The organism is Shewanella sp. SM69, assembly GCF_025653985.1.
GTDB classification, from domain to species: domain Bacteria; phylum Pseudomonadota; class Gammaproteobacteria; order Enterobacterales; family Shewanellaceae; genus Shewanella; species Shewanella oncorhynchi.
In genome coordinates, this window is sequence record NZ_JAKKRV010000014.1 from 40,433 (window position 1) to 62,717 (window position 22,285).

Consider the following 22,285-nt stretch of genomic DNA (forward strand, 5'->3'; position numbering starts at 1 on the left):
AAAGCATCATTCGAAAATGGTTAAATATGGCATACTCATCATTAAGTATGAGCATGCCAACAAGATGACTTATCGCGTAAAAGTATTGACGTAATGGTATTGGCGTAAAACTATCGGCGGCAAATCATCCACGTTAAACTCTCTGCGTGAAAATTATCCGCGAGTGCCTAGCTTGTACTGACCACTCTGTTCGAACATCACAGCTTGTTTCTGTTTTGGTGAGATCAAAATTGGACCGTCGTCGAAGAAGAGAAAACACTTCCAATTACGGACGAACACATCCCAACGAGTTTCAATAATCTGATATTTTTCATAGCAAAAATAGACAGTTGTTTCATCTGGCCATTGAATGAACTCGGCTAACATGTCGGGTAAACTGCTCTCTTCACTATCCCAAGCACTCTGCCAATGATCTGTATCCACCCAAGCATCAGCCTTCGCCGCCCAGTCTCCCTTAGTAAATTGCTCCGCACGACTACTCTTGTTGCTGATCCATTGATTCCAGATTTCCATCGCACTTTTATCTGTTAACGGCAGGATATGCGCCTTGTCTTCGTCAGTGACAGGCAAGTCTTTGTGGTTGAAAATCCACTTACGGCGGTATTCGACAAGGGGGATATAAGTGTGGCTCAAGCAGTCTCTCCTGTGTTGCAGGCTGGCTAGGTAGGTAGTCGGTTAGGCCTGCATTATAGCGAGATCGTGCCAACAGGCAAACCTTAACCCGCTGGCCATATAACGTCAGGAACAGGACTTTTCTCCCACTCCCAGACGGGAATTACCGTGGTATGTCAGTCCTTGCTGCTTAGCTGCGTGAGATAGTGTGCTGCTATGGGGTTGTCGGGTTGCTGTTGCAGTGCATTGCTGAAGGATGTGATCGCAGCGTCACGCTCATTCAACTCCATCATGAGCTGGCCCAGCTTCAACCAGGTGGGCACATCGCCGGGGTATTTTTCCAAATAGTCTAGATAGACGTTGATCGCGCCTTGCCACTGACGTTGCAGCTTAAGTAACTGAGCGTATTGGGGGGCATATTCATCGCTATAGGCCAATATTTTATTCAGCATCTCGGACGCGAGATCCAGTCTCTGCAGTGACAGTGACAGGATCACTATTTCCCGCAACTCAGTCTCAGTGCGGCTGTCTTCGGCAATCGACAGTAGGCTATTGAGGGCGGCATCCATCCGGTTGTCGATCTGATGGAGGTAATTCTGTCCTAGGTAGTAGAGTCGCTCGGCTTCTCTATCCTGATTGATCAGATGCTTGATCAAGTTAACTGTCTGCGCCAGTGCGGCCCGGTTCTTATGACGGTACAGTAGCACCAGTTTTTGCTGTACCCCTGTTAAAGAGTTAGCCCTTTTAGCCACATTCGTAATGTCTGTGCCTTCCTGTAACATACTTTGTTCGAAGGCCTGCTCCAGGTAAGCGATTGCCGCCGCGTCCACGGGGGGGAGACTCGCCTTGGTAAAGGGATTCCTGTCCTGCCACACTAGCACCCGACCGGGTTCGAGGTTTTGCAGCCAAAAGGTTTTCAGGGCCGATACAGGCGGCGGTATTTTCAGTTCAGAGAGTCTTGACGCCAGCAGGTAGTCACATTCTGTGCACAGGGTAGATAAATACTCACTGTTGGCTGCGAGGGCCTGGTAGTAGATAGCTGTCATCGACAATATTGTGTCAATGTCCCATTCGTCCGTGCTAGCAGGGTTGAGAAATCTGGAGAATTCGGCATAACCGAAAAATTTGATAAACTTGGCCAGTTTAGGATATTTGTCGTTGATGTTTTTTTCTATGGTCTCCATGCGCTGCCTGAGCCTGTTAGCCTGTGTTTGCTGTAACTCGGGTTTGGCATTGGACTGTTTGAGTTTCCGGTTGGTGTCTTCGGCTTCCCTAGCTAGTCTGGTGATGGCGTTGAACTGCTTTTTTGTTGCCGCGATAGTTCTGCTGCAGAGGGTTAAGTCTCGTGTGAGAGTCTCGCTGTCAGCATCCGGGATCAGCTTGTGCAATGTGTCGAATGCACACTGGGATTGAGGCTGAAAGTCGAAGCTGTCACAGTTTCGGTAGTTTATGCCATCAATCTTAGCTGCATTAAGGGAGAGGTTGTAGATATGGCAAACAGATACGTTTTTGGCTTGTTCTGCCAAAGAATGCATGGCGTGCAGCAGTTGAATGGGGGTTTCAGCCTGCTGTCCAGCATAGGTTTCGACCCATTCGCCTAGGGTGCTGAGACTGGGGCCAATTTGGGCCTCGATACTGCTCTGGGTGTGACTGTAACCCGAACTCGAGTAACAAAAATCCACTCCGGACAGCAGGATTTCAGTAAAACCCATTTCGACGGCCAGATGAATAGCTGCGTTGGTCACAGTTGGCCCTATAGTTTCGATATTTTGCTCTTTTTCCTCATCCCCCCAAGGGTATCTTGAACCAAGGTAAACACTCTTGTGGCGCCATTGGCTGATGAGGCTTGGGGTGACATGGTTAGAATTGACAAAAATAGTCTTAGCTGTCAGACGCAGCATATCCTTGCTAACATCCATATTCATTTGCTGGGGGTCTACTGAGATCACTATGTGGGGCGTAATGCCTTTTTCTATCAACAGAGTACTCAGTCTTGATACTGCAAAGATGAACAGTTGCCCTTGATGTGCTTTTATCCAGTCAATATTTTCATCCAGGGAAGGGCCACCAGCCAGGACGATACATCGCTGTCCTATAAATTGATTTCGTAACAGGGAAGCGGGGTGATAATCTTCCGCGAGATTTTGCAGCTGTCGCTTGAAGAATATTTTTTGAGTAAAACCAATCTTTTGATTGAAGGTTTCATGCTGGATCAGTTTGTCGACTTCGGCATTCAGCAGCAGATATTCTTCTTGAAAGGCATACTTGGCACCGAAAGATTTATGCAGACTTATCGCGTCTTTTGTTATATATATTTCGTTGTTATCGATTGTGATGCGCTCCTTGAATTCGTCGAAGGACATCACTTGTATCTTGTTTGACAAATGTTCTGGTATGTCTATGTCGAGCAGTTCCAGCACGGCATCCAATTCTACGAAGATGTATTTGCTTCCGGAAGGGAGGCTGGCATCGAGCAGATAATTGGCCAACAGGCCAGAATCGAGGCCAATGATGATAAATAGATGCTGCTTTATTTCCATCAAGTCTTTCAGCTTTGCTCTATAAAGTGTCGCAGAGTCGATTTTTTCAAAGGTTTGTCTGTTTATTGACGGCAGGTAGACTTCATCAAACTGACTGACGTTGAACACTGGATTGATTTGCTGTTTTGTCATGTTTTCCTCTATACGCCTTGTCTGTTCATTGTGCTTGCGCCGCGCAAGCTACAATATTCGTACCCTGCAGACACCCGGCAGGCCAATGCTATCACAGACGAAGATTTCTGCTTGATGTGAGAATAACAATGAGATGAAAATTAAAGCAAATTTTAAGCCAAAAAATATTGCATGAGGCTCGTCAGGGGTAAAGCTTTCAGGCCTATCGGCCCGGCTATAGAAAGATATTTTCATTGTGGCCTCATATTTGCATTTTTGAATTTAGTGTAATAGACAAGCGGCAATAATTTGACGCCGACGAAGTCCGAAATGCTTGCTACAATTGGATATTTATTCTGGGCAGGTTATGCTTTTAGTAATACCATGAATTATTAAAAGTTTCTTTTGTCATCTATCATGTACAGATATTTTGGAGCGAATATGTTTAATGATAAGACTATATTGATAACGGGTGGCACAGGGTCATTTGGGCAAAAATACACTAAAACGATATTAGCCAAATATAAGCCTAAGCGCTTGATTATTCTATCTCGCGATGAGCTTAAGCAGTACGAAATGCAGCAGATTTATCATGCGCCATGCATGCGTTACTTTATTGGTGATGTTCGTGATAGCGATAGGTTAAACCAAGCTTTTAAAGATGTTGATTTCGTCATCCATGCAGCAGCGCTAAAGCAAGTTCCTGCCGCTGAATACAATCCGATGGAATGTATCAAGACAAACATATACGGTGCTGAAAATGTTATCCGTGCAGCAATATCCAATAATGTCTCTAAAGTGATTGCTTTATCGACAGACAAAGCTGCAAATCCTATCAACCTTTATGGCGCGACAAAGTTGGCATCAGATAAACTTTTTGTTGCGGCGAATAATATTGTTGGCTCGGGTAAAACACGTTTTGCTGCCGTTCGTTATGGTAACGTGGTGGGTTCTCGCGGCTCTGTAGTGCCCTTTTTTAAGCAACTCATCGCTAATGGGGCTGATGCGTTACCTATCACTCATCAAGATATGACTCGTTTTTGGATTTCCTTGCAGGATGGTGTAGATTTTGTTCTCAAAAATTTTGAGCGTATGCAAGGGGGGGAAATTTTTGTACCTAAAATTCCATCAGTAAGGATAACTGAACTGGCGGAAGCTTATGCCCCTTATTTAAAAAAGGAAATTGTCGGTGTTCGCCCAGGGGAAAAGATGCATGAGATCATGTGCCCTAGTGATGACTCGCACCACACTTTGGAGTTTGATGATCATTATGTGATTACTCCAAGCATTAAATTCTTTGGACGTGAGACTGATTTTGCCATTAATACTGTTGGTGAGAAAGGCAAGTTGGTAGCGGCTGGTTTTGAATATAATTCAGGAAATAATAACCATTTTTTGAGTGTAGAAGAGATTCTTGAAATGGATGCTTTAGCATGATCCCATATGGTCGGCAGGACATTAATAGCGACGATATTGCCTCAGTTATAGAGGTACTCAAGTCTGATTTTTTGACCCAGGGCCCCAAGGTTCCCGAATTCGAAAAAGCTATCTGTGACTATACTGGGGCTGCATTTTCAGTGGCAGTCAACAGTGCGACTTCTGCCTTACATATTGCCTGTCTCGCCTTAGCGGTTGGCCCCGGAGACTTGGTATGGACTTCGCCGATTACTTTTGTGGCGTCGGCAAATTGTGCCTTATATTGTGGTGCCGATATTGATTTTGTTGACGTCGACCCTGTTACTGGAAATATGTGTCCCCTAGCCTTAGCAAGTAAATTGCGCCAGGCATCGCGTTTTCCTAAGGTTATCATTCCTGTACATCTGGCTGGTCACAGTTGTGATATGCAAGCGATTGCAGCCTTGGCCGAGCAGTATGGAATAAAACTGATAGAAGATGCCTCCCATGCCATTGGCGGAAGCTATCAGGGACAAAAGATTGGTGCCTGTCAGTATTCGGATATCACGGTTTTCAGCTTTCACCCGGTCAAAATCATTACCACGGCAGAGGGAGGCGTCGCCACCACCAACCAAGCCTTGTTGGCCGAGGCGATGGCGCAGTTTCGTAGTCATGGCATTATCAGGCATTCAGAGGAAATGCTAAGACCTCAGGAAGGTGATTGGTATTATGAACAACATACCCTTGGCTTTAACTATCGAATGACAGAGTTGCAGGCCGCTCTGGGCAATACTCAGATCAAGCGTTTAGAGACTTTTGTAGCCCAGCGTAATACCCTCGTGAAGCGTTATACCGATGCATTTACGAGTCTTGGAATACAATCTGTTGCTCCGCTGGGAAACAGTCACAGCGCATATCACCTGATGATAGTGCTGTTGCCGGATGATATAGACCGAAAGTCCATTTTCAATGCAATGAGAGCCGCTGATATCTGGGTTCATGTGCATTATTTCCCCGTTCACCTACAGCCTTATTATTTAAAGCTTGGTTTTGCGGAGTACGACTTACCGCATGCCGAGTATTATTATCAACATTGTTTAACTCTGCCGCTGTTTCCTGATTTAAGTCTTGAAGCACAGGATTTTATTATAGAGACATTGAGGGGCTTGCTCGTATGAATGTTGCCATTATCCCTGCAAGAGGTGGCAGTAAAAGGATCCTGGGAAAGAATATCAAACTTTTCAATGGTAAGCCCATCATAGCCTATTCGATCCAAGCTGCAATAAGCTGTGGTTGTTTTGACCGTGTCATAGTCTCGACAGACAGTGAAGAGATAGCTCTTATTGCCAGAGAATATGGTGCCGAAGTGCCGTTCATGCGCCCGAGCGAGATTGCCGATGATTACGCCACAACTTTGATGGTGATTAAGCATGGCTTGGAAACCTTGATCTCCCAGGGGCATGCATATGACAAGTGTTGCTGTATTTACGCAACGGCTCCGTTTGTTACTGGTCCTCAGCTCAAGGAAGGGTTGCTGCAGATGGAAGCGCATCAAGCCGACTATTTGTTTCCTGTCTGTGAGTTTCCCTCAGTCATACAGCGAGCAATTAGCTTGGATAAATTTCAGAAAGTCTCAATGTTTTCGCCTGAAAATCTCAACAGCCGCAGTCAGGATCTTACCTTGGCCTATTACGATGTCGGCCAATTTTACTGGGGGAAAGTCACTGCTTTTCTGGCGTCAAAGCCGATTTATTGCAATGAAGCCAGTGGCATGATTTTACCCAAAGGCAGCGTGGTTGACATAGATACTCCGGAAGATTGGCGTTTGGCTGAAGACCTATTTGAGTTTTATAGGAATAGGTGTGCGTCTTGAGAGTGCTATTTAGAGTGGATGCGTCCCTGCTGATTGGTTGTGGCCATGTCTATCGCTGTTTAACCTTGGCGGCAAAGCTGACGGAATATGGATGTCAGACCCTATTTGTATGTACCGCACATGCCGGAAATCTTATTGATTTTATCGCTGCGAAAGGATATCAAGTACACGTCCTTCCTATGGTCAATTATACCCAAACGCCAGATTTTAAATTGGGCAGAAGCTGGCAGGAGGATGCACAATTAACGGCGCAGATCATCTCGACATTAAAAATAGACTGGTTAATTGTTGATCATTACCAACTCGATGGCCGTTGGCACAAAACCCTCAAAAGCGCGGCATATCGCTTGATGGTGATAGATGATTTAGCCAACCGCTTCTATGATAGTGATCGCCTGCTGGATCAAACTTATGGCCGTATCGTACAAGATTATTCACCCCTTATATCTGGTCATACAAAGCTCTTATTGGGTACTGATTTTAGCTTATTACGGGATGAATTTATCGCGGCCAGAGTGCAAGCCTTAAGCCGCCGTATCAAGCATGTCAGGATACAATCGATTCTGTTAAGTTTGGGTGGCACAGATAATGACAATATTACTGAGAGAGTTATAAGGTTATTAGCAGCAACTAGCCTAGCTGACACCACAATACTGCATGTGGTCGCAGGTCCCAATAACCCTCATTTAGCATCGTTGCAATTGGCCACGCAAAAATCTAGGTTTCAATGCCGACTGTATACTTCTGTGACTGACATGGCCGAGTTAATGGTGAGCAGCGATCTCGCGATTGGTGCGGCAGGTTGCAGTGCGTGGGAACGTTGCGTGTTATATCTGCCAGGCTTGAACATTACTTTAGCCGACAATCAAGTCTCCATAGCTGCCAGGTTGGCTGAGAATGGGGCTGCAATATCACTGGGCGAGCCTAATACTTTGACTGCGGCATGTTTGAGTAATGCCATTGGGGTCTGTGAAGCGAATTATTTGGCCATGGCGCAAAAGGCTGGTGAGCTTGTCGATGGTATTGGTGCGAGTCGCGTCGCACTAAGTTTGTTTAGCGTATGCGATGCTAAGGGCCTAGAGCTATACCTAAAACGAGTCAGTTGGCAAGATTGTGCACGTCTGTTTGACTGGCAACAAGCAGCGGCGACTCGGCGTTATGCATTGAACCCATCTGTCCCCTCATGGGAAGAACACTGTGAGTGGTTGAGAAAAATGGTAATGGATCCAAGAAGTTTTTTATTTATGATCCGTCGCCAAAATAACGATGTGGGAATGGTGCGTATCGATCCCATGACAGAATCAGGCTGGTATCAGATATCCATAGTAACGGGTTCGGGCTATTATCGCCAAGGTGTGGCTAAAGCAGCCCTTGAATTAATCAGGCGCATCTTTAGAACTATCACCATAAGTGCCACTGTGTTACCAGAAAACCTAGCTTCACAATCGCTTTTCAATAGTATGGGTTATGTTCAGGTAGATAATACACAATGGCTTCAATATCCTTCAGAGGCAACGAATGAATAACGTGATTTCTATTGATGGTCGGTTGATAGGCGAGGGGCAACCTCCCTATATTATTGCCGAATTGTCGGCAAACCATAATGGTGATATCCAAACCGCGTTTGAGATTATTTCTCAAGCCAAATTATCCGGTGCCGATGCTGTCAAGATGCAGACATACCGGCCTGACACTATAACTCTGGATTCCAGCCATGAAGATTTTCAAATCCATGGCGGCTTATGGGATGGTAAGACCCTATATCAACTCTATGAATGGGCACATACTCCTTGGGATTGGCATAAATCTTTATTCGAATATGCTCGTCAACTTGAAATCACCCTCTTTAGTTCACCGTTTGATTTTACTGCCGTTGACCTGTTGGAAGACCTTAATGCCCCAGCCTATAAAGTTGCTTCTTTCGAAGCTATCGATATCCCGTTGATTAAATATGTTGCCAGCACAGGAAAACCGCTGATTATCTCGACCGGAATGGCGAGTATACAAGAGATCTCCGAAGCTATAGATGCCGCAAGAAGCGGTGGCTGCAGGGAGTTGGCGCTCTTGCATTGTGTCAGCTCCTATCCTGCATCGGCCGAAGATTATAATCTTGTGACCCTAGTCGATATGAAAAAAAGATTCAATCTGGTTACCGGGTTATCCGATCATACCCTAAGCAATGTCACCGCAATTGCCGCAACAAGTCTGGGGGCAAGCATCATCGAGAAACACGTGACGCTGGATAGGCTGGGTGGTGGGCCGGATGACAGTTTCTCCCTCGAACCTGCAGAGCTTAGGCAGCTGTGCCATGACAGTAAATTAGCCTGGTCGGCGCTGGGGCAGGTGAATTATGCACCGACTACGGCCGAGCAAGTGAATTTACAATTTCGGCGCTCCTTATATGTGGTCAGAGACATAGCTAAAGGTCAGCCCCTGACGACAGAAAATGTCAGGAGTATTCGCCCAGGCTTCGGCCTAGCACCTAAGCATTATGAAGCTGTCCTAGGACGTAAAGTCAAGTGTGACCTTATCAAGGGAACAGCCTTATGCTTCGACTTGATAGAATAACTTCAACAGCCTATTTGGGAGAATATTGTGACTTATAAAACGGAACAGGAAAGTTTTTGGGCTGGGGAGTTTGGGGACGAATATCTCAAGCGTAACCAAGGACCGCACGTCGTGGCAGCTAATGCTGCCTTCTTCGTAAAAGTCTTGCAGCACACTAAAAATATAGACAGCTTTATCGAGTTTGGTGCCAATATTGGTATGAACATCGCCGCATTAGCGTCAATATTGCCCTCGGTAAAAATGTCGGCAATTGAAATCAATGAAAATGCGGTCACTAGCCTGAAAAGATTGCCTGACTTAACCGTTTATCATTCGTCAATTCTGGACTTCATCCCCTCGGTGACACATGATCTAGTTCTGATAAAGGGAGTGCTGATCCATATCAATCCTGATGAACTCGCGGGTGTCTACGACAAACTTTATCATACCAGTCATCGCTATATCTGCATCGCTGAATACTACAACCCAACCCCAGTGGAAGTACCTTACCGAGGGCATCTCGACAAGTTATTCAAGCGAGATTTCGCCGGCGACATGTTGGACAAATATCCTGACTTGCAGCTTGTTGATTATGGATTTATGTATCACAGGGATAACAATTTCCCTCAGGACGACATGACCTGGTTCCTGCTAGAAAAGCGTTAACGAAGGGGCAGGATTCTAAGGAAGGGCTCTGGCAGGGAGGCTACTGGTGCGCCATATGTTTCTCATCGTCCATCATGCGACATTGCCCTCTGATAAGTACGACACTAGAACTCAAAAAATGCATCCCAGAAGGCTACAGTGCTAATATGCTCGTCGCACTAAACGCTAACGTGAATCTGAGTGAATAATATAGGGTGCCTGGGTGCTATATCCCTGCAGTGTTATGTTAGTCTGTTAACATGACTTCTTTGTATGTAAGCGTCCGCTAAACCAGAGTAGATTTGAAAGTGCTCTTTGAAGTGAATCAATTTGCATGGTGCTCTCCCGGAAAAGGGAGTACATTTTCATTGTTAAATGTGATCGTCAAACTGCACGTGATTTTGGTTAAAAACGTTCACGATCTGACCCTGCCGCGCGCATACGTAATAAAATGGGTATTTCATATTCAAGAAAGTCTGCTAGTGCTAACCAGTCATGATTTTCTTGGGCTGTTAGCATTGGAGGAATTATTTTTAATATTTTACTTTTAATATCCGCATCTAATGTTTCAATCATTGGTTCAATTATATTTAAACATTCTCTTAGTTTTTTTGAGCCATCAGCTTCCTGCCCTAGCCTGAAATGATATGCAGTGTTAATTAATTGATCGGTTAGCTCTTGTAATCTTAGTTCATAATTCATTGATTAAAGTCCTTAAACTGTGTCCCTTGAATCTGCGCACCTTCAAGACTGGATTGATAAAACCTTACATTTGGCTTGGTGCTAATATAAAGTTCTAAACTACGTAGATAACCTCTAAAATTCAAGTCTGTAGGTACTCTTTTTCCTCTTCCATTCAAGACCCAATGTTTTGCATTATTTATTTTTGGTCCTAATGAACCATCTGGCCAAAATGCATGAGTTTTATTTTTTGCATAGCAAAAATCACAGCCAAACATTGATATTTCATAAGCGCCTAAATAAACTGCTAAATCTATAATTGGATGAATAACACTACCATTAGCATATAAACGAAGTTTAGAGTGGCAATTAGCCAAAGCGTCGTATTGTTTATGCTTTGAGTAAGCACAATATTTTTTCCCTTTCCATTGTTTTATTACTTCAGGCGCCAATGTAGGAAAGTATACTAATGATATATTATCTGTAGCTTCTATGGCTAAATGGTCTCGGTTAATATTAATATCTATACTGATCACTATGTCGGGATAGATACCATGACTTACTAACCCTATTAATGCGGTGTCTGCTGCAATCATTAATGGTCTTATGCTTTCAGGCAACAGTCGTTGTTTAAAGAGGTAATCGTAATGTTCTTCAAGGGTTGGGCCTGAGGCTATGATGAAGCACTGAGGCTTGTTATATTGTTTTATTAACAAATCTGCACTTGGATCATTTTCTATATTTTTTATATTGGCCTTAAATCGAGATTCAACTTGATCACTGTTTAGATGTTTTTGATTAGCATAATGACGATTTAGTTCAAAGACGATCAAATCGCGAATAATTGCATTTTCATTGCTGACTAAATTGAGTTCAGGAGTTATTGCAATGTATGGTATATTCAGTGCTTTTCCTGCTTGTTCGTGTAAAGTCACATTCGGATGGCTTAGCCACTCCCGCTGGTCAGTATAACAAAGTAGTAACGCGAATACTGACAAATTTAAAATGCATACCTGAATGTTAGTATAGTGTGGATTTTCAATTAGCAGAGTTGGTACATCACCCATACCAACCCCATAAATTGTTATTTGGTGAGTATCTGGCGGAAGGGTATTAATAAATAGTTTAGCTTCGGCGATGCGGTCATGACGGCTGCTGAGTTGAATGCCATTGACACTGATAGTTTGATTGCGACCGTTGACAAGGTGGGCATCTAATTCATTGATAGTTTGGCTTTTGAGCGCAGCTGCTACGATAGGCCAACGCTTGACGATAATATTGAGATTAGACGCAAATAGCTCGGTCATTCCGTTTCTCCGGAAGATTTCTGGGAGTTTGATATCACCAAGGTCACTATCTGGTCTCTCCACAGGGACTCGAACCCCGATCGGCCGCTTAGGAGGCGGCTGCTCTATCCTGTTGAGCTATAGAGAGACGACAGTGATTATACTGGTTTTATCTCTGATTAAAAGGCTTATGATTTAGTTGCTTAAATCTTAAGCGCTATGTCGTTTATCTGCACATTGTAGGCTGCATTTTGGTCTAAAAGTACTGCTGTTGAGCTTTCTTCACTCACTTGTTCAATTTTTACCGTGGCTCGACTTTTGGTTGCGACGGCGCGCATTTCATTGAGTCGATCGGGTAGATTTTGCTGTAATACGACTTGGAATTTATCCCCGACACGAATGCCATGTTTACGGCCGAGATTTAAAATGATCCTGTCCGCTTGGCGGCTCACGACTTGGCCGAGTAAGGGTCTGCAATTGAGTGTGCTGTCTAAATCATGGGTAGCCTGTTGCATTAACTTAGTAATATTTTTGCCATAGGATGATCGCCAGAATCTGTCTGTATTCGGGGCAATAATGGCTTGTTCTTCAAATTCCCATGGCGCCGATGTGCTGTAGCTTTTACTCCAAACTTCTTCGCCACTGATCCCATGATAAAGGCTAAGTTTGAACTGGAATTGCCTGAGTGGAGCTTCATCCCAAAATCCTAGGAAGGTTGCCTGCACTGGCTCAATTGAGATATCCATAATTTGTGGTTGGAGGATATATTGGCTGTCGGTAATTTCACTGAGCCAGCTTGGGAGTCGATAACCGCGAATATCCACTAGATCTTGTTTAATGTCGAGTAGCTCTTTAGCGTGAGTGTGGCTAAAACCTGTGGAAGAGTAATCTTCTATAACACTGCCTAATTTTTCTGAGATCACTTCTTCAAAGCCTGAAAGCTGTCCGTATCTGAGCTGAGTACGATCTTTGATTTGTGCTTGAGGGATTAGAATTGCAGCCTTTAATTGTCCATTTGGACACTGCTGCGTAGGATCATCATTTAGATCGAGTCGTAGGGACACATAAATTTTGTTTCCCTGGATTCGTTCGCTAACGAGTTGGATGCTGATGGCTTGGGCGTTGCGATTTATCGCGAAGTTATTCTGTGTAAGGTTTCCGTTAGAGGTTTGTTGTTCACTGGATATTTGAATGCCCGTGCTTAATGTAGCATAGCTAACGGCTTGATTAATCGCTTCTTCCCTTGCTTGAGCCGTATTACCATTGATAATAGTCGCTTCACCACTGGCTTCTATCCATTCGGCCCGAGTAGGCAAAGACAGCAGTGCAAGGCTCAAAATGATGAGCGAAGCTGAACCTGGTATGTGCATCAATACAATCCTTATCGCTAAGCTATTGGCGAGCTTGCTAATCGAGCCAGTTTCCTGACACTTAATCTAATATACCGACAAAGCAAATTTCATGCCTGAGTAACGAGAGTTTTCGATAAAGTTTCCATTGGCTCAGTCGATATACAGCGTATGAGCATAATATTGTCGGGCTGGAGCAATTTTGGTCCGAAGATTGCTGGCTTTTGTTACTCACAAAAATGAGACGCGTAGAGTGTGAGTGATTTAATTGCTAGTACACCCACAGATGAGGTAAATCCAATGCTAAAGCGTGTGATTATTCCCTTAACATTGATTATGTTAGGTGGATGCGTGGCTAAATCGGTTACACCGCCCAAGCCGAGTTTAGTGGATGGCAATGGGTTGCCGCCAACGGCAGTGATCAACCATTTAGCACAGCGAATTGTGACAGAGCTCGTTAAGCAAAATGATGCTCTGCGCTCTGATCAGCCAATTGTCGTCGCCACCCCTGTATTAGTAGGTGACATGAATGGCATAAATGCGTTGGCGCAGCAGTTACAGCAAGGATTAATGACGTCGCTCCATAGCTTTCAGTTTAATGTAGTGGATTTAAATTTAGCTGATGGCTTAAGAGTGACGGCTAATGGGGATTTTATTTTGACGCGAGATTGGCAACAATTGTCGAAAAATCTTCCCGTTGAGCATCTTGTCGTTTCGACTATGAGCCCAGTTACCAATGGTATGGCGATCAATACTCGGATTGTGAACATAAGTAACAATCGTGTGGTATCGGCCTCTCAAACTTTTGTGACTCAAAAAGAGTTGGCAAACTACATGCAGCCTTCGGAGCAAATTGTGTCACAAAATGGCATCTTATATCGTCAGGCGAGTCCAGGCATGAATGAAGTGCGTGTTTTAGGAGATGGAAAATGAAACGCTACCTTTTAGTTATTGCGGCGCTAATGCTAACTGGCTGCGCGGCTAAAGATAGATATGTGCAATGGGAAGATGTGCCGCCGCCGAGTTTTCCTAAGTTAACGGCCATAGGATATGCGCCCTTAGCGACTCAACCGGCTAAAGAGCAATCACAAAGAGTGTTGATGGCCATGCAAGCATCAAAAATTGTGGCCTATCGTGAATTAGCAGAACAAGTTTATGGGCAGAAAATAACGGCAAACAGCAGTGTCAGTGATTGGATGTTGACTGACGATAATGTTAAAGCGTCGGTTTCTGGCGTGATCCGTGGGGCGCGGGTCGTTAAGAGTTATCCGGCAGGCGATCATTATGTTACTGAGTTAGAACTGGATTTTTCACAGGTATGGGCGCTGTATCAACAACAGAGTCGTCCACAGCGAGTGAAAGAAGTCACGTATTTCTAGTCATTTCTACATGACTCTATTGAGCCGCGTACTATACGAGTAGTTATGCGGCTTTTCTTTTTCTGCACAAGTATCAAAGTCTAATCTTTAATCAGAGCAGAGCTTAGAAGCGGGAAATACAGAGTAGGAATTGATGCGCCTTTTAGGCCTTTAAATCATTGCCTAAACTTGAGATAGTCGAGGTCTTGCCTTTATCGTTATAGGTGAGGCTGGAGGCGTTTCTGCTGGCTTGTAAAGCTTGAGCAAAGCGATTTAAACTCGCTAAATTCATCTCAATTAAACTGGCATTTTGTTCGTTTAATTCTTTGCATTCAGTCAATGCGTCTTTGATCTCAGCCATTTTATGCACGAGTTCGACTTGCTGAGTGAGTAGCGATTTATCACTGTGTTTTGCCAGAATATCATCATTATTCTTTAGTTCTTTCAGACATTGCGATTTTTCGTTAGCAAGGGAAAGCAGTAAATCGGCGTTTTGGTCAACCAAAGCGCCTTTTTCCTTGAGTATGATTTGCTTAAGAACAGCCAAATGGGCGTGTTGTAGATCTACCAGTTTAGCTATTTCAGTCATAGTTACTCTTTATTTAAGTCATTAAGTTCGGCTTCAAAACTTGCAATATTGGCAGCCAACTTTTCAGGGTCAATTTTATAGCGACCTTCGGCAATAGCTTGTTTGATTTCTGCTACTTTCTTTTGATCAACTTCAGGAAGGCTAGCCATTTTAGTCTGAGCTCCTTGAAGTTGTTGTGCCTGGGCCGTAATGACCACTGAGTCGCTTCTCTGTGGTGTTGTCGATTTTGTAGAAACTTGAGCAGATTGATCGCTGCTCGTTTTCGTTGCGCCTGAACGAACTTGCGCAGTCGTTGCAGTGTTGAGTTTGCTAATATCAATTGCCATTTTAGGCTCCAGCGTCGTGTGTACGGGATTTCTTAACTGGGGTATCGGCAGCTTACAAAAAAGCTTTAGATTATTTTACATTCTTACTTCAACTTCGCCAATGCCTGTGACTATAGCATCTAGTTCTTTGTTTGAACTGCTATTTTTGACTCTGATCCGATCACCTTTATTGCCATCTTGTAGGGCTTCGCCTACTGTTTTGAGCTCGAATGAGCCAGAACGAACGTAGATAGATACCGAATCATTTTTACAAACGAAGCATAAGTTGTTACTTAATATGGGATTATCTTTTGCTACTCGTCGTTTTACTCGCACGCCAGCCAATTTACTCGGGTCATCGAATTCGGCACCTCTCAAGCTATTTTGTTCAATGTAACGGACTTCTACTTGACTAGGAGAGATGAGTTCGCCTGGTGCTAAGATTTCGGTTGAGACAACAACGGGGAATAAGATATCCACCCGAACCGAGATATAGATTTGCCAAGGGTAAGCTAAGTCTTGTGTATCGCAGCTGACTTTTAAGGTGTTATTACGGCTAATTTCCCTATCGCTAGCCAGTTCAACTTTCATTGGAGACGAACATTGTGACGGCAGCATTCTTGCGTCAACCATCTGTGGCGAAATATTTACTTTGGCATTTTCTGGAACGGATATTTTTTCTGAAATAAGCGCTTTAGCTAATTCTGAGATTGCCGATACGGTGGGGACAATAGGCTCTGCACTCGCAAAAGCGGGCATGAAGAGGGTGAAAAGACTAAAAAAACAGACTAAATTTACTTTCATAATGAAGAGACTAGCTTGTAACGCCAGAATGCACCTATACTTTTATTAAGTTCGAAGCTGACCACTGTAATAATAATTTGCATCACTGTCAGAAGATTGACTCAGTTTCGACTATGTTTATCGATAGATAAGACGTAAGCAATTAATATGCCTATACTCAACTGAGTTATAGGGCCGAACATAAACAGAACAACAAGGCAGAGTTATGTCGAGTATTCTTGATTCAGTCAACAAACGAACCCAGCTCGTTGGACAAAACCGTTTAGAATTACTGCTTTTTAAATTAAACGGTCGTCAACGGTTTGGGATTAACGTGTTTAAGGTGAAAGAAGTACTGCAGTGTCCACCACTGACCACTTTGCCTAAACTTAATCCTTATGTGAAGGGTGTTGCTCATATTCGTGGAACAACCATTTCAGTGATTGATTTGAGTGCGGCAACAGGGGGAAAACCTTTAGCGAGCACTGAAAACTGTTTCATCATTATTTCTGAATATAACCGCAGTGTTCAAGGCTTCTTGGTCAGTTCTGTTGAGCGGATCATCAACATGAATTGGGAAGCGATTATGCCTCCGCCGCAAGGTGCTGGCCGTTATTCTTATCTGACAGCTGTGACTGAAATTGAAGGTGAATTAGTTGAAATTCTCGATGTGGAAAAAATCTTAGATGAGATTTCACCAGTTAAAACGGCTATCAGTGAAGAAGCCAATGAAAAACTGACCCTCGACAGAACTCAGCATTACCATATTATGGTTATTGATGATTCTGCCGTGGCGCGTAAACAAATTATTCGTTCACTCGAGTCATTGAATTTACAAATTGATACCGCAAAAGATGGTCGCGAAGCATTAGACAAGCTTAAAGAGATCGCCAAAGAGATGGATAATGTGGCCGATGAGATCCCCCTCATTATCTCTGATATTGAGATGCCTGAAATGGATGGCTACACCCTGACAGCTGAAATCCGAGATGATCCTAAGCTTAAGCATATTAAAGTGGTACTGCATACTTCGTTAAGTGGTGTATTCAATCAGGCAATGGTTCAAAAAGTGGGGGCCAATGACTTTATCGCTAAGTTTAATCCTGACGAACTGGCCGCTGCTGTGAATAAGCATTTAAGTTTGTAATTGCTGTCGGTTAGTACCTAGATACGCTTTACGCTATAATCTCGACTTTATAACATGATGGTTTCGCACTGATTTTGGTGCTTGCTATAGGATTTAGGATGTGAATGTGCCAAATAAATCACTCGCTGAGGCTGAATATAATCAATTTAGGTTGTTCTTAGAGCAACACAGCGGCATCGTACTGGGTGAAAATAAGCAATATCTTGTGCGCAGTCGTCTTGCTCCTTTGATGGGCAAATATAACCTGCCATCCTTATCTGATGTGGTTAAGCATTCGATGAAGCCTACTGAGCGTGCGCTCAGAGCTGAAGTGATCGATGCTATGACGACCAATGAAACCCTTTGGTTCCGTGATCGTTATCCATTTGAGTTGTTGAATAATGTCCTACTACCAGAATACAGTCGTCTGGGGCGTCCGCTTAAAATTTGGTCTGCGGCTTGCTCGTCAGGCCAAGAGCCATACTCATTGGCTATGACTATTCTTGAGTATCAACAGAAGAAGCCTGGTGCCTTGGCTGGTAGTGCTTCGATTCAAGCAACGGATTTATCTCCTTCCATGTTGGAACGCTGCAAAAATGCCGAGTACGATAGTTTGGCATTAGCGCGTGGTTTATCTGAAGAACGTAAGCGTCAGTTTTTTGATGCATTACCTTCAGGTAATATGAAGTTAAAGGATAATGTGAAGCGGTTGGTGAACTTTAGAGCGCATAATTTGCTTGAGAGTTATAGTCTGCTTGGCAAGTTCGACATTATCTTTTGCCGCAATGTGCTGATTTATTTTGCACCAGAGGCAAAGGCAAAAATTTTGCGGCAATTCGCTGCCGCTCTCAATCCCAAAGGGATTTTATTTCTCGGTGCATCAGAATCTATCGCTGGTTTAACGGACGAGTTTGATATGGTTCGTTGTAACCCTGGCATTTATTACCAGAAAAAGACTTAACTCAGCCGCTCTAAAGAAAATTACCGACAATTGTCGGTAATTTTTTACCCATCACTTGCTCATCCTTGTTGTTATTCTCAAAATTTTCCTGATGTTGGCACATGAATTGCTTTATTTTCGTGAGAACACGAGGAGGCAATTTTATGGCGATCAATTTTGATAATGCACTGGGTGTGCATCAATACACTCTCGGTATTAGAGCGCAGCGGGCTGAAGTTATTTCAAGCAATATCGCTAACGCAGATACGCCACATTACAAAGCCCGCGATGTTGATTTTTCTGCGGCAATGCAGGCCGCTCGAGGCCAACAGCAGCGAAATAGTCTTGAAATGCAAGAGCCAGATAAGCATTTTGGGCTTGCGGAGTTGACTGGGCAATTTGTTAAGTTCCGTGTGCCAAATCAACCCGATACCGGTGATGGTAATACTGTTGATATCCAACAGGAACAATCGGCATTCATGCAAAATGCACTTGAATATCAAATGTCACTAGGTTTTTTAGACAGTAAGTTTAGTGGCATGAAGAAAGCGTTGAGAGGGGATTAATCATGAGTTTATTTAGCATATTTGATGTTGCTGGCTCGGGAATGTCTGCTCAATCGGTCAGGCTAAACACCACCGCGAGCAACATAGCCAACGCGGATTCCGTCTCGAGTAGTGTAGATAAGACCTATCGTTCCCGTCATCCCATTTTTGAAGCCGAAATGGCTAAAGCCCAAAGTCAGCAACAAGCTTCTCAAGGCGTTGCAGTAAAAGGCATTGTAGAAAGTGATAAACCACTACTGAAAGAATACTCGCCCGATCATCCTATGGCGGATGCGGACGGCTTTATTTATAAACCGAATGTTAATGTCATGGAAGAAATGGCAGATATGATTTCTGCTTCGCGCTCATATCAAATGAATGTTCAAGTCGCTGAAGCAGCTAAGTCTATGCTGCAACAAACACTTGGGATGGGTAAATAACATGTGTTACTTAGGAGGTAAGCTGTGAGCCTCATTAATCAAATTAACCAAGCGTCGGCGCAGACGGCTCAAAATAAGAGTCAGCCAAATGCCGTTACGACGAATTCATCAACCAGCTCAACGGGTAATCCGTTTCTTGATGGCATACGTTTGCCAAAAGATTCAATAGTACCGGAAGCAAAAAGCCAGCAGTTAACTCAAGATGACTTTTTCTCGTTATTAAGCCAACAGTTATCGATGCAAGATCCCTTTAAGCCCGTCGACAACGACCAAATGATTGCGCAGATGGCATCATTCTCGACGGTTGATGGTATTACTAAGTTGAATAAGGAAATCGTTAATTTAAACGGTGTTATGACATCAAGCCAAGCATTACAGGCATCAGGACTTGTTGGTCGCAAGGTATTGATCCCAACTGATACAGGTAACATTTCAGCTGAAAGCCCAACAATAAAAGGTGTGATTAGCACGCCAGCTAAAATTCCTGAAGTTACTGTACGTGTTGAGGATGAGAAAGGCCAAGTTGTGACCACCTTTAAAGTTGATGGCAGTAAGGGGGGCAATGTCGATGTTAACTGGGATGGCCTCGATAAAGATGGAAACCCTGTAACCGCAGGTAACTATACGATCAAGGCGAGTGGTTTAGTGGATGGGAAATCCCAAGAATTGCCCGTTTCAACCTATGCCCATGTGAGCAGCGTTTCTCTCGGTACGGCCAGTACTGGCGCCATTCTTAACTTGAGAGGCGGTATGGGCATCAAGTTAACCGATGTGTTAGCTGTGTCTGAAACCTAAGCTTGTATAAAAGAATTTTTGCAGCATCCGAATTGGGCGTAAGTCGCTCATAAATGAATTGAGTCAAGTGTAGAGGTGAATTATGTCGTTTAACATTGCATTGAGTGGCATTTCTGCTGCGCAGAAAGATTTAAACACAACGGCGAATAACATTGCTAATGCGAACACCATTGGCTTTAAAGAGTCCCGTGCTGAATTTGCGGATGTGTACGCTAATTCTATTTTTTCAAATGCTAAAACTGCTGTCGGTGGTGGTGTTGCAACGAGTCAAGTGGCACAGCAATTCCATCAAGGCAGCTTACAACTGACGAATAACTCCCTCGACTTGGCAATCAAAGGTGGTGGTTTCTTTGTAACGTCCTCTGAATTAGGAACATTAGATCACGCATTCACCCGTGCAGGCGCTTTTAAAGTAGATTCTAATAATTACATGGTGGATTCGGCTGGTAATTATTTACAGACTTTCCCTGTGGATAAAGACGGCAACTCAACATCTGTGAGTTTAACCACGGCTCAGCCTGTAAAAATTCCGGACACTGCCGGTAGTCCAGTAAAGACTGAGAATGTTACTTTACAAATGAACTTGAATGCTAAAGCAGAAGCTCTGGATCCTGCTTTATTTGATCCCGCCGATCCAAAAACTTATAACAATGTCACTTCAATGACAATTTATGACTCACTTGGTGAGGGGCACATCATGACGACGTACTTTGTGAAGCCTAAAGATGGTGCATATAATGGTGAGAGCAATTGGGTGGCTTATTATGCTATTGATAATAAACCTATAAATTTAAATGGTCCAGCCGTCACTTATCCAACTGATACCACGGGCGATGGCAACCCGGATTCAACGGGGACGGCTCAAAATGCTGGTGGCTGGACGGGAGCGGTGCTGAAGATTAACGAAGTTGGGGCATATATTGACAGTAATCCTGCAGTTATTACCACGGCGCCACTTGGTAATAAGCCAGTTGGTATATTAGGCGCTGGAGCGGATGGCACTCAAGCATTAACAGTGAAGTTTAATGCGCCAACGCAATATGCAGATCCTTTTGCGGCGACTGAATTGAAACAAGATGGTACGACGGTTGGTCGTTTAACTAACGTTGAAATTGGCGCTGATGGCTTAATTACAGCAAGCTATTCTAATGGTTCGACCGTTGCTTTAGCACGGGTTGCTTTAGTTCGTTTTGCTAACGAACAAGGTTTAACGCAAGTGGGGAATACGTCGTGGAAAGCCAGTTTAGCTTCAGGTCCTGCGTTAGCGGGTGAGCCCAATAGTGGAACTTTTGGTAGTCTCAGTTCATCGGCGTTAGAGCAATCGAATATTGATTTGACGACTGAACTGGTTGATTTAATTTCGGCGCAGCGTAACTTCCAAGCGAACTCTCGTACCCTTGAAGTGAACAACACGCTGCAACAAACTGTATTACAAATCCGCTAATCATTACATTGTTTGACTAAGTGTTGCCGCCAGTGGCAACACTTAGCCTTTATCCTGCCGTTAAATCACTTCAGTTTCATATTTTTCAATTCTATCAGCAAATTAAAATCAATTTTTATTGGCACGATGCTTGCTTTGATATCGTCATGTAGAAAATTTGACGGAGCAGTCTGTGGACAAATTCCTTTATGTCGCCATGAGTGGCGCTAAGCAAAATATGAATGAGCTGGCACTCCGTGCAAACAACTTAGCCAATGCTAATACCGATGGTTTTAAATCAGATATGGCGCAGGCCAGATCGATGCAAGCCTTCGGTGAAGGGTTGCCTTCCAGGGTGTTTGCGATGACAGAATCTCCGTCAGCTAATTTTCGCTCTGGTCCGATAAAAACCACTGGACGGGATCTCGATGTGGCCATTAAAGGCGATGGCTGGTTTGCCGTTCAGGCCAAAGATGGCAGCGAAGCTTATACCCGCTCAGGTAGTCTCAGTTTCGATGCGACGGGCATGTTGTATAACGACAGAGGCAATCCCGTGATGGGGGACGCTGGCCCGATAGTGCTGCCATTACCTATTGATAAAGTGTCAATTTCACAGGATGGCATAGTGTCTGTTCGCCCTCAAGGGGCGACTGCTGAAGTGATAGAAGAAGTGGCGAGATTGAAGTTAGTCAATCCCGGCAATGCGCAGATGATGCGTGGTGAAGATGGATTATTTCGACAAATGTCAGGTGAACCAGCACCAGCTGACCCTTTCGTCGCAGTTGAAAGTGGTGCCGTAGAGGGCAGTAACGTTAACCCTGTTGATGAAATGGTGTCTTTGATTGATCTTCAGCGCCAGTTTGAATTGCAAGTCAAGATGATGAAAACCGCGGAAGAGAATGATCGCGCTTCATCTTCATTAATGCGTATTAGTTAGGAGAT

The 22,285-nt window shown here is 43.9% G+C and carries 23 protein-coding genes and 1 tRNA gene; 15 read left to right on the forward strand and 9 right to left on the reverse strand.

Going from position 1 to position 22,285, the window contains the following annotated elements:
- Positions 1–153: 153 nt before the first annotated feature.
- Complete coding sequence (locus tag L5M37_RS17360; RefSeq protein ID WP_263201373.1) at positions 154–633, reverse strand: DUF2947 domain-containing protein; 480 nt, start codon at positions 631–633, stop codon at positions 154–156.
- 155 nt (positions 634–788) lie between these two features.
- Positions 789–3,284: a 6-hydroxymethylpterin diphosphokinase MptE-like protein gene (locus tag L5M37_RS17365; RefSeq protein ID WP_263201375.1), complete on the reverse strand. Its 2,496-nt coding sequence runs from the start codon at positions 3,282–3,284 to the stop codon at positions 789–791.
- Positions 3,285–3,704: 420 nt separating this feature from the next.
- On the opposite strand from L5M37_RS17365, the gene pseB reads away from it, so the two are divergent.
- From pseB to L5M37_RS17395, 6 genes are read left to right on the forward strand one after another with little or no spacing between them, the layout of a single operon-like run.
- Positions 3,705–4,700, forward strand: a complete 996-nt coding sequence (pseB, locus tag L5M37_RS17370) for a UDP-N-acetylglucosamine 4,6-dehydratase (inverting) (RefSeq protein WP_263201377.1) — start codon at positions 3,705–3,707, stop codon at positions 4,698–4,700.
- Complete coding sequence (gene pseC, locus L5M37_RS17375; RefSeq protein ID WP_263201379.1) at positions 4,697–5,836, forward strand: UDP-4-amino-4,6-dideoxy-N-acetyl-beta-L-altrosamine transaminase; 1,140 nt, start codon at positions 4,697–4,699, stop codon at positions 5,834–5,836. The genes pseB and pseC overlap by 4 nt, the downstream gene beginning before the upstream one ends.
- The gene (pseF, locus tag L5M37_RS17380; RefSeq protein WP_263201381.1) at positions 5,833–6,531 is read left to right on the forward strand and encodes a pseudaminic acid cytidylyltransferase; all 699 of its coding nucleotides are present in this window, start codon (positions 5,833–5,835) and stop codon (positions 6,529–6,531) included. The genes pseC and pseF overlap by 4 nt, the downstream gene beginning before the upstream one ends.
- A gap of 2 nt (positions 6,532–6,533) precedes the next feature.
- Entirely contained in the window at positions 6,534–8,057 is a 1,524-nt protein-coding gene (pseG, locus tag L5M37_RS17385) for a UDP-2,4-diacetamido-2,4,6-trideoxy-beta-L-altropyranose hydrolase (RefSeq protein ID WP_263201431.1), read from the forward strand.
- Positions 8,050–9,099, forward strand: a complete 1,050-nt coding sequence (gene pseI, locus L5M37_RS17390; protein ID WP_263201382.1) for a pseudaminic acid synthase — start codon at positions 8,050–8,052, stop codon at positions 9,097–9,099. The genes pseG and pseI overlap by 8 nt, the downstream gene beginning before the upstream one ends.
- A gap of 27 nt (positions 9,100–9,126) precedes the next feature.
- A complete protein-coding gene (locus L5M37_RS17395) occupies positions 9,127–9,744 on the forward strand; it encodes a pseudaminic acid biosynthesis-associated methylase (protein WP_263201384.1) in 618 nt (205 codons plus the stop codon).
- Positions 9,745–10,128: 384 nt separating this feature from the next.
- On the opposite strand, the gene L5M37_RS17400 is transcribed toward L5M37_RS17395, so the two are convergent.
- From L5M37_RS17400 to L5M37_RS17415, 4 genes are all read right to left on the reverse strand, one after another.
- A complete protein-coding gene (locus L5M37_RS17400; protein WP_263201386.1) occupies positions 10,129–10,425 on the reverse strand; it encodes a hypothetical protein in 297 nt (98 codons plus the stop codon).
- Complete coding sequence (locus L5M37_RS17405) at positions 10,422–11,711, reverse strand: motility associated factor glycosyltransferase family protein (protein ID WP_263201388.1); 1,290 nt, start codon at positions 11,709–11,711, stop codon at positions 10,422–10,424. The genes L5M37_RS17400 and L5M37_RS17405 overlap by 4 nt, the downstream gene beginning before the upstream one ends.
- 51 nt (positions 11,712–11,762) lie before the next feature.
- Positions 11,763–11,838: transfer RNA gene (locus L5M37_RS17410), tRNA-Arg, on the reverse strand.
- A gap of 55 nt (positions 11,839–11,893) precedes the next feature.
- The gene (locus L5M37_RS17415) at positions 11,894–13,060 is read right to left on the reverse strand and encodes a flagellar assembly protein FlgT (RefSeq protein WP_263201390.1); all 1,167 of its coding nucleotides are present in this window, start codon (positions 13,058–13,060) and stop codon (positions 11,894–11,896) included.
- 279 nt (positions 13,061–13,339) lie between these two features.
- Between L5M37_RS17415 and L5M37_RS17420 the strand changes: the two genes are divergently transcribed.
- The gene (locus L5M37_RS17420) at positions 13,340–13,972 is read left to right on the forward strand and encodes a FlgO family outer membrane protein (protein ID WP_263201392.1); all 633 of its coding nucleotides are present in this window, start codon (positions 13,340–13,342) and stop codon (positions 13,970–13,972) included.
- Entirely contained in the window at positions 13,969–14,418 is a 450-nt protein-coding gene (locus L5M37_RS17425) for an LPP20 family lipoprotein (RefSeq protein ID WP_006085649.1), read from the forward strand. Before L5M37_RS17420 ends, L5M37_RS17425 begins: the two co-directional genes overlap by 4 nt.
- Before the next feature lie 142 nt (positions 14,419–14,560).
- On the opposite strand, the gene L5M37_RS17430 is transcribed toward L5M37_RS17425, so the two are convergent.
- The 3 genes from L5M37_RS17430 to flgA form a co-directional block, all read right to left on the reverse strand.
- Positions 14,561–14,986, reverse strand: a complete 426-nt coding sequence (locus tag L5M37_RS17430) for a flagella synthesis protein FlgN (RefSeq protein WP_028761214.1) — start codon at positions 14,984–14,986, stop codon at positions 14,561–14,563.
- Positions 14,987–14,988: 2 nt separating this feature from the next.
- Entirely contained in the window at positions 14,989–15,312 is a 324-nt protein-coding gene (flgM, locus tag L5M37_RS17435; protein ID WP_263201394.1) for a flagellar biosynthesis anti-sigma factor FlgM, read from the reverse strand.
- A 75-nt stretch (positions 15,313–15,387) separates the two neighbouring features.
- Positions 15,388–16,095 (reverse strand): flagellar basal body P-ring formation chaperone FlgA, encoded by a 708-nt coding sequence (gene flgA / locus L5M37_RS17440; RefSeq protein ID WP_028761212.1) that lies wholly within the window; start codon positions 16,093–16,095, stop codon positions 15,388–15,390.
- Between the two features lie 205 nt (positions 16,096–16,300).
- Between flgA and L5M37_RS17445 the strand changes: the two genes are divergently transcribed.
- The 7 genes from L5M37_RS17445 to flgF all read left to right on the forward strand — a co-directional run bounded on the left by L5M37_RS17445 (position 16,301) and on the right by flgF (position 22,280).
- Positions 16,301–17,221 carry a chemotaxis protein CheV gene (locus tag L5M37_RS17445; RefSeq protein ID WP_028761211.1) on the forward strand — a complete coding sequence of 307 codons (921 nt, stop codon included), beginning with the start codon at positions 16,301–16,303 and terminating at the stop codon, positions 17,219–17,221.
- Positions 17,222–17,321: 100 nt separating this feature from the next.
- On the forward strand, positions 17,322–18,161 hold the full coding sequence (locus L5M37_RS17450; RefSeq protein WP_168824478.1) for a CheR family methyltransferase: 840 nt from the start codon (positions 17,322–17,324) through the stop codon (positions 18,159–18,161).
- A 143-nt stretch (positions 18,162–18,304) separates the two neighbouring features.
- A complete protein-coding gene (flgB, locus tag L5M37_RS17455) occupies positions 18,305–18,706 on the forward strand; it encodes a flagellar basal body rod protein FlgB (RefSeq protein ID WP_028761209.1) in 402 nt (133 codons plus the stop codon).
- A 2-nt stretch (positions 18,707–18,708) separates the two neighbouring features.
- The gene (flgC, locus tag L5M37_RS17460; RefSeq protein ID WP_006085646.1) at positions 18,709–19,125 is read left to right on the forward strand and encodes a flagellar basal body rod protein FlgC; all 417 of its coding nucleotides are present in this window, start codon (positions 18,709–18,711) and stop codon (positions 19,123–19,125) included.
- Between the two features lie 24 nt (positions 19,126–19,149).
- Positions 19,150–19,920, forward strand: coding sequence for a flagellar hook assembly protein FlgD (flgD, locus tag L5M37_RS17465; protein ID WP_263201395.1), 771 nt, complete (start codon positions 19,150–19,152; stop codon positions 19,918–19,920).
- An 82-nt stretch (positions 19,921–20,002) separates the two neighbouring features.
- Positions 20,003–21,364: a flagellar hook protein FlgE gene (gene flgE / locus L5M37_RS17470; protein ID WP_263201397.1), complete on the forward strand. Its 1,362-nt coding sequence runs from the start codon at positions 20,003–20,005 to the stop codon at positions 21,362–21,364.
- A 172-nt stretch (positions 21,365–21,536) separates the two neighbouring features.
- Positions 21,537–22,280, forward strand: a complete 744-nt coding sequence (flgF, locus tag L5M37_RS17475; protein WP_105251930.1) for a flagellar basal-body rod protein FlgF — start codon at positions 21,537–21,539, stop codon at positions 22,278–22,280.
- The last annotated feature ends 5 nt before the right edge of the window (positions 22,281–22,285 follow it).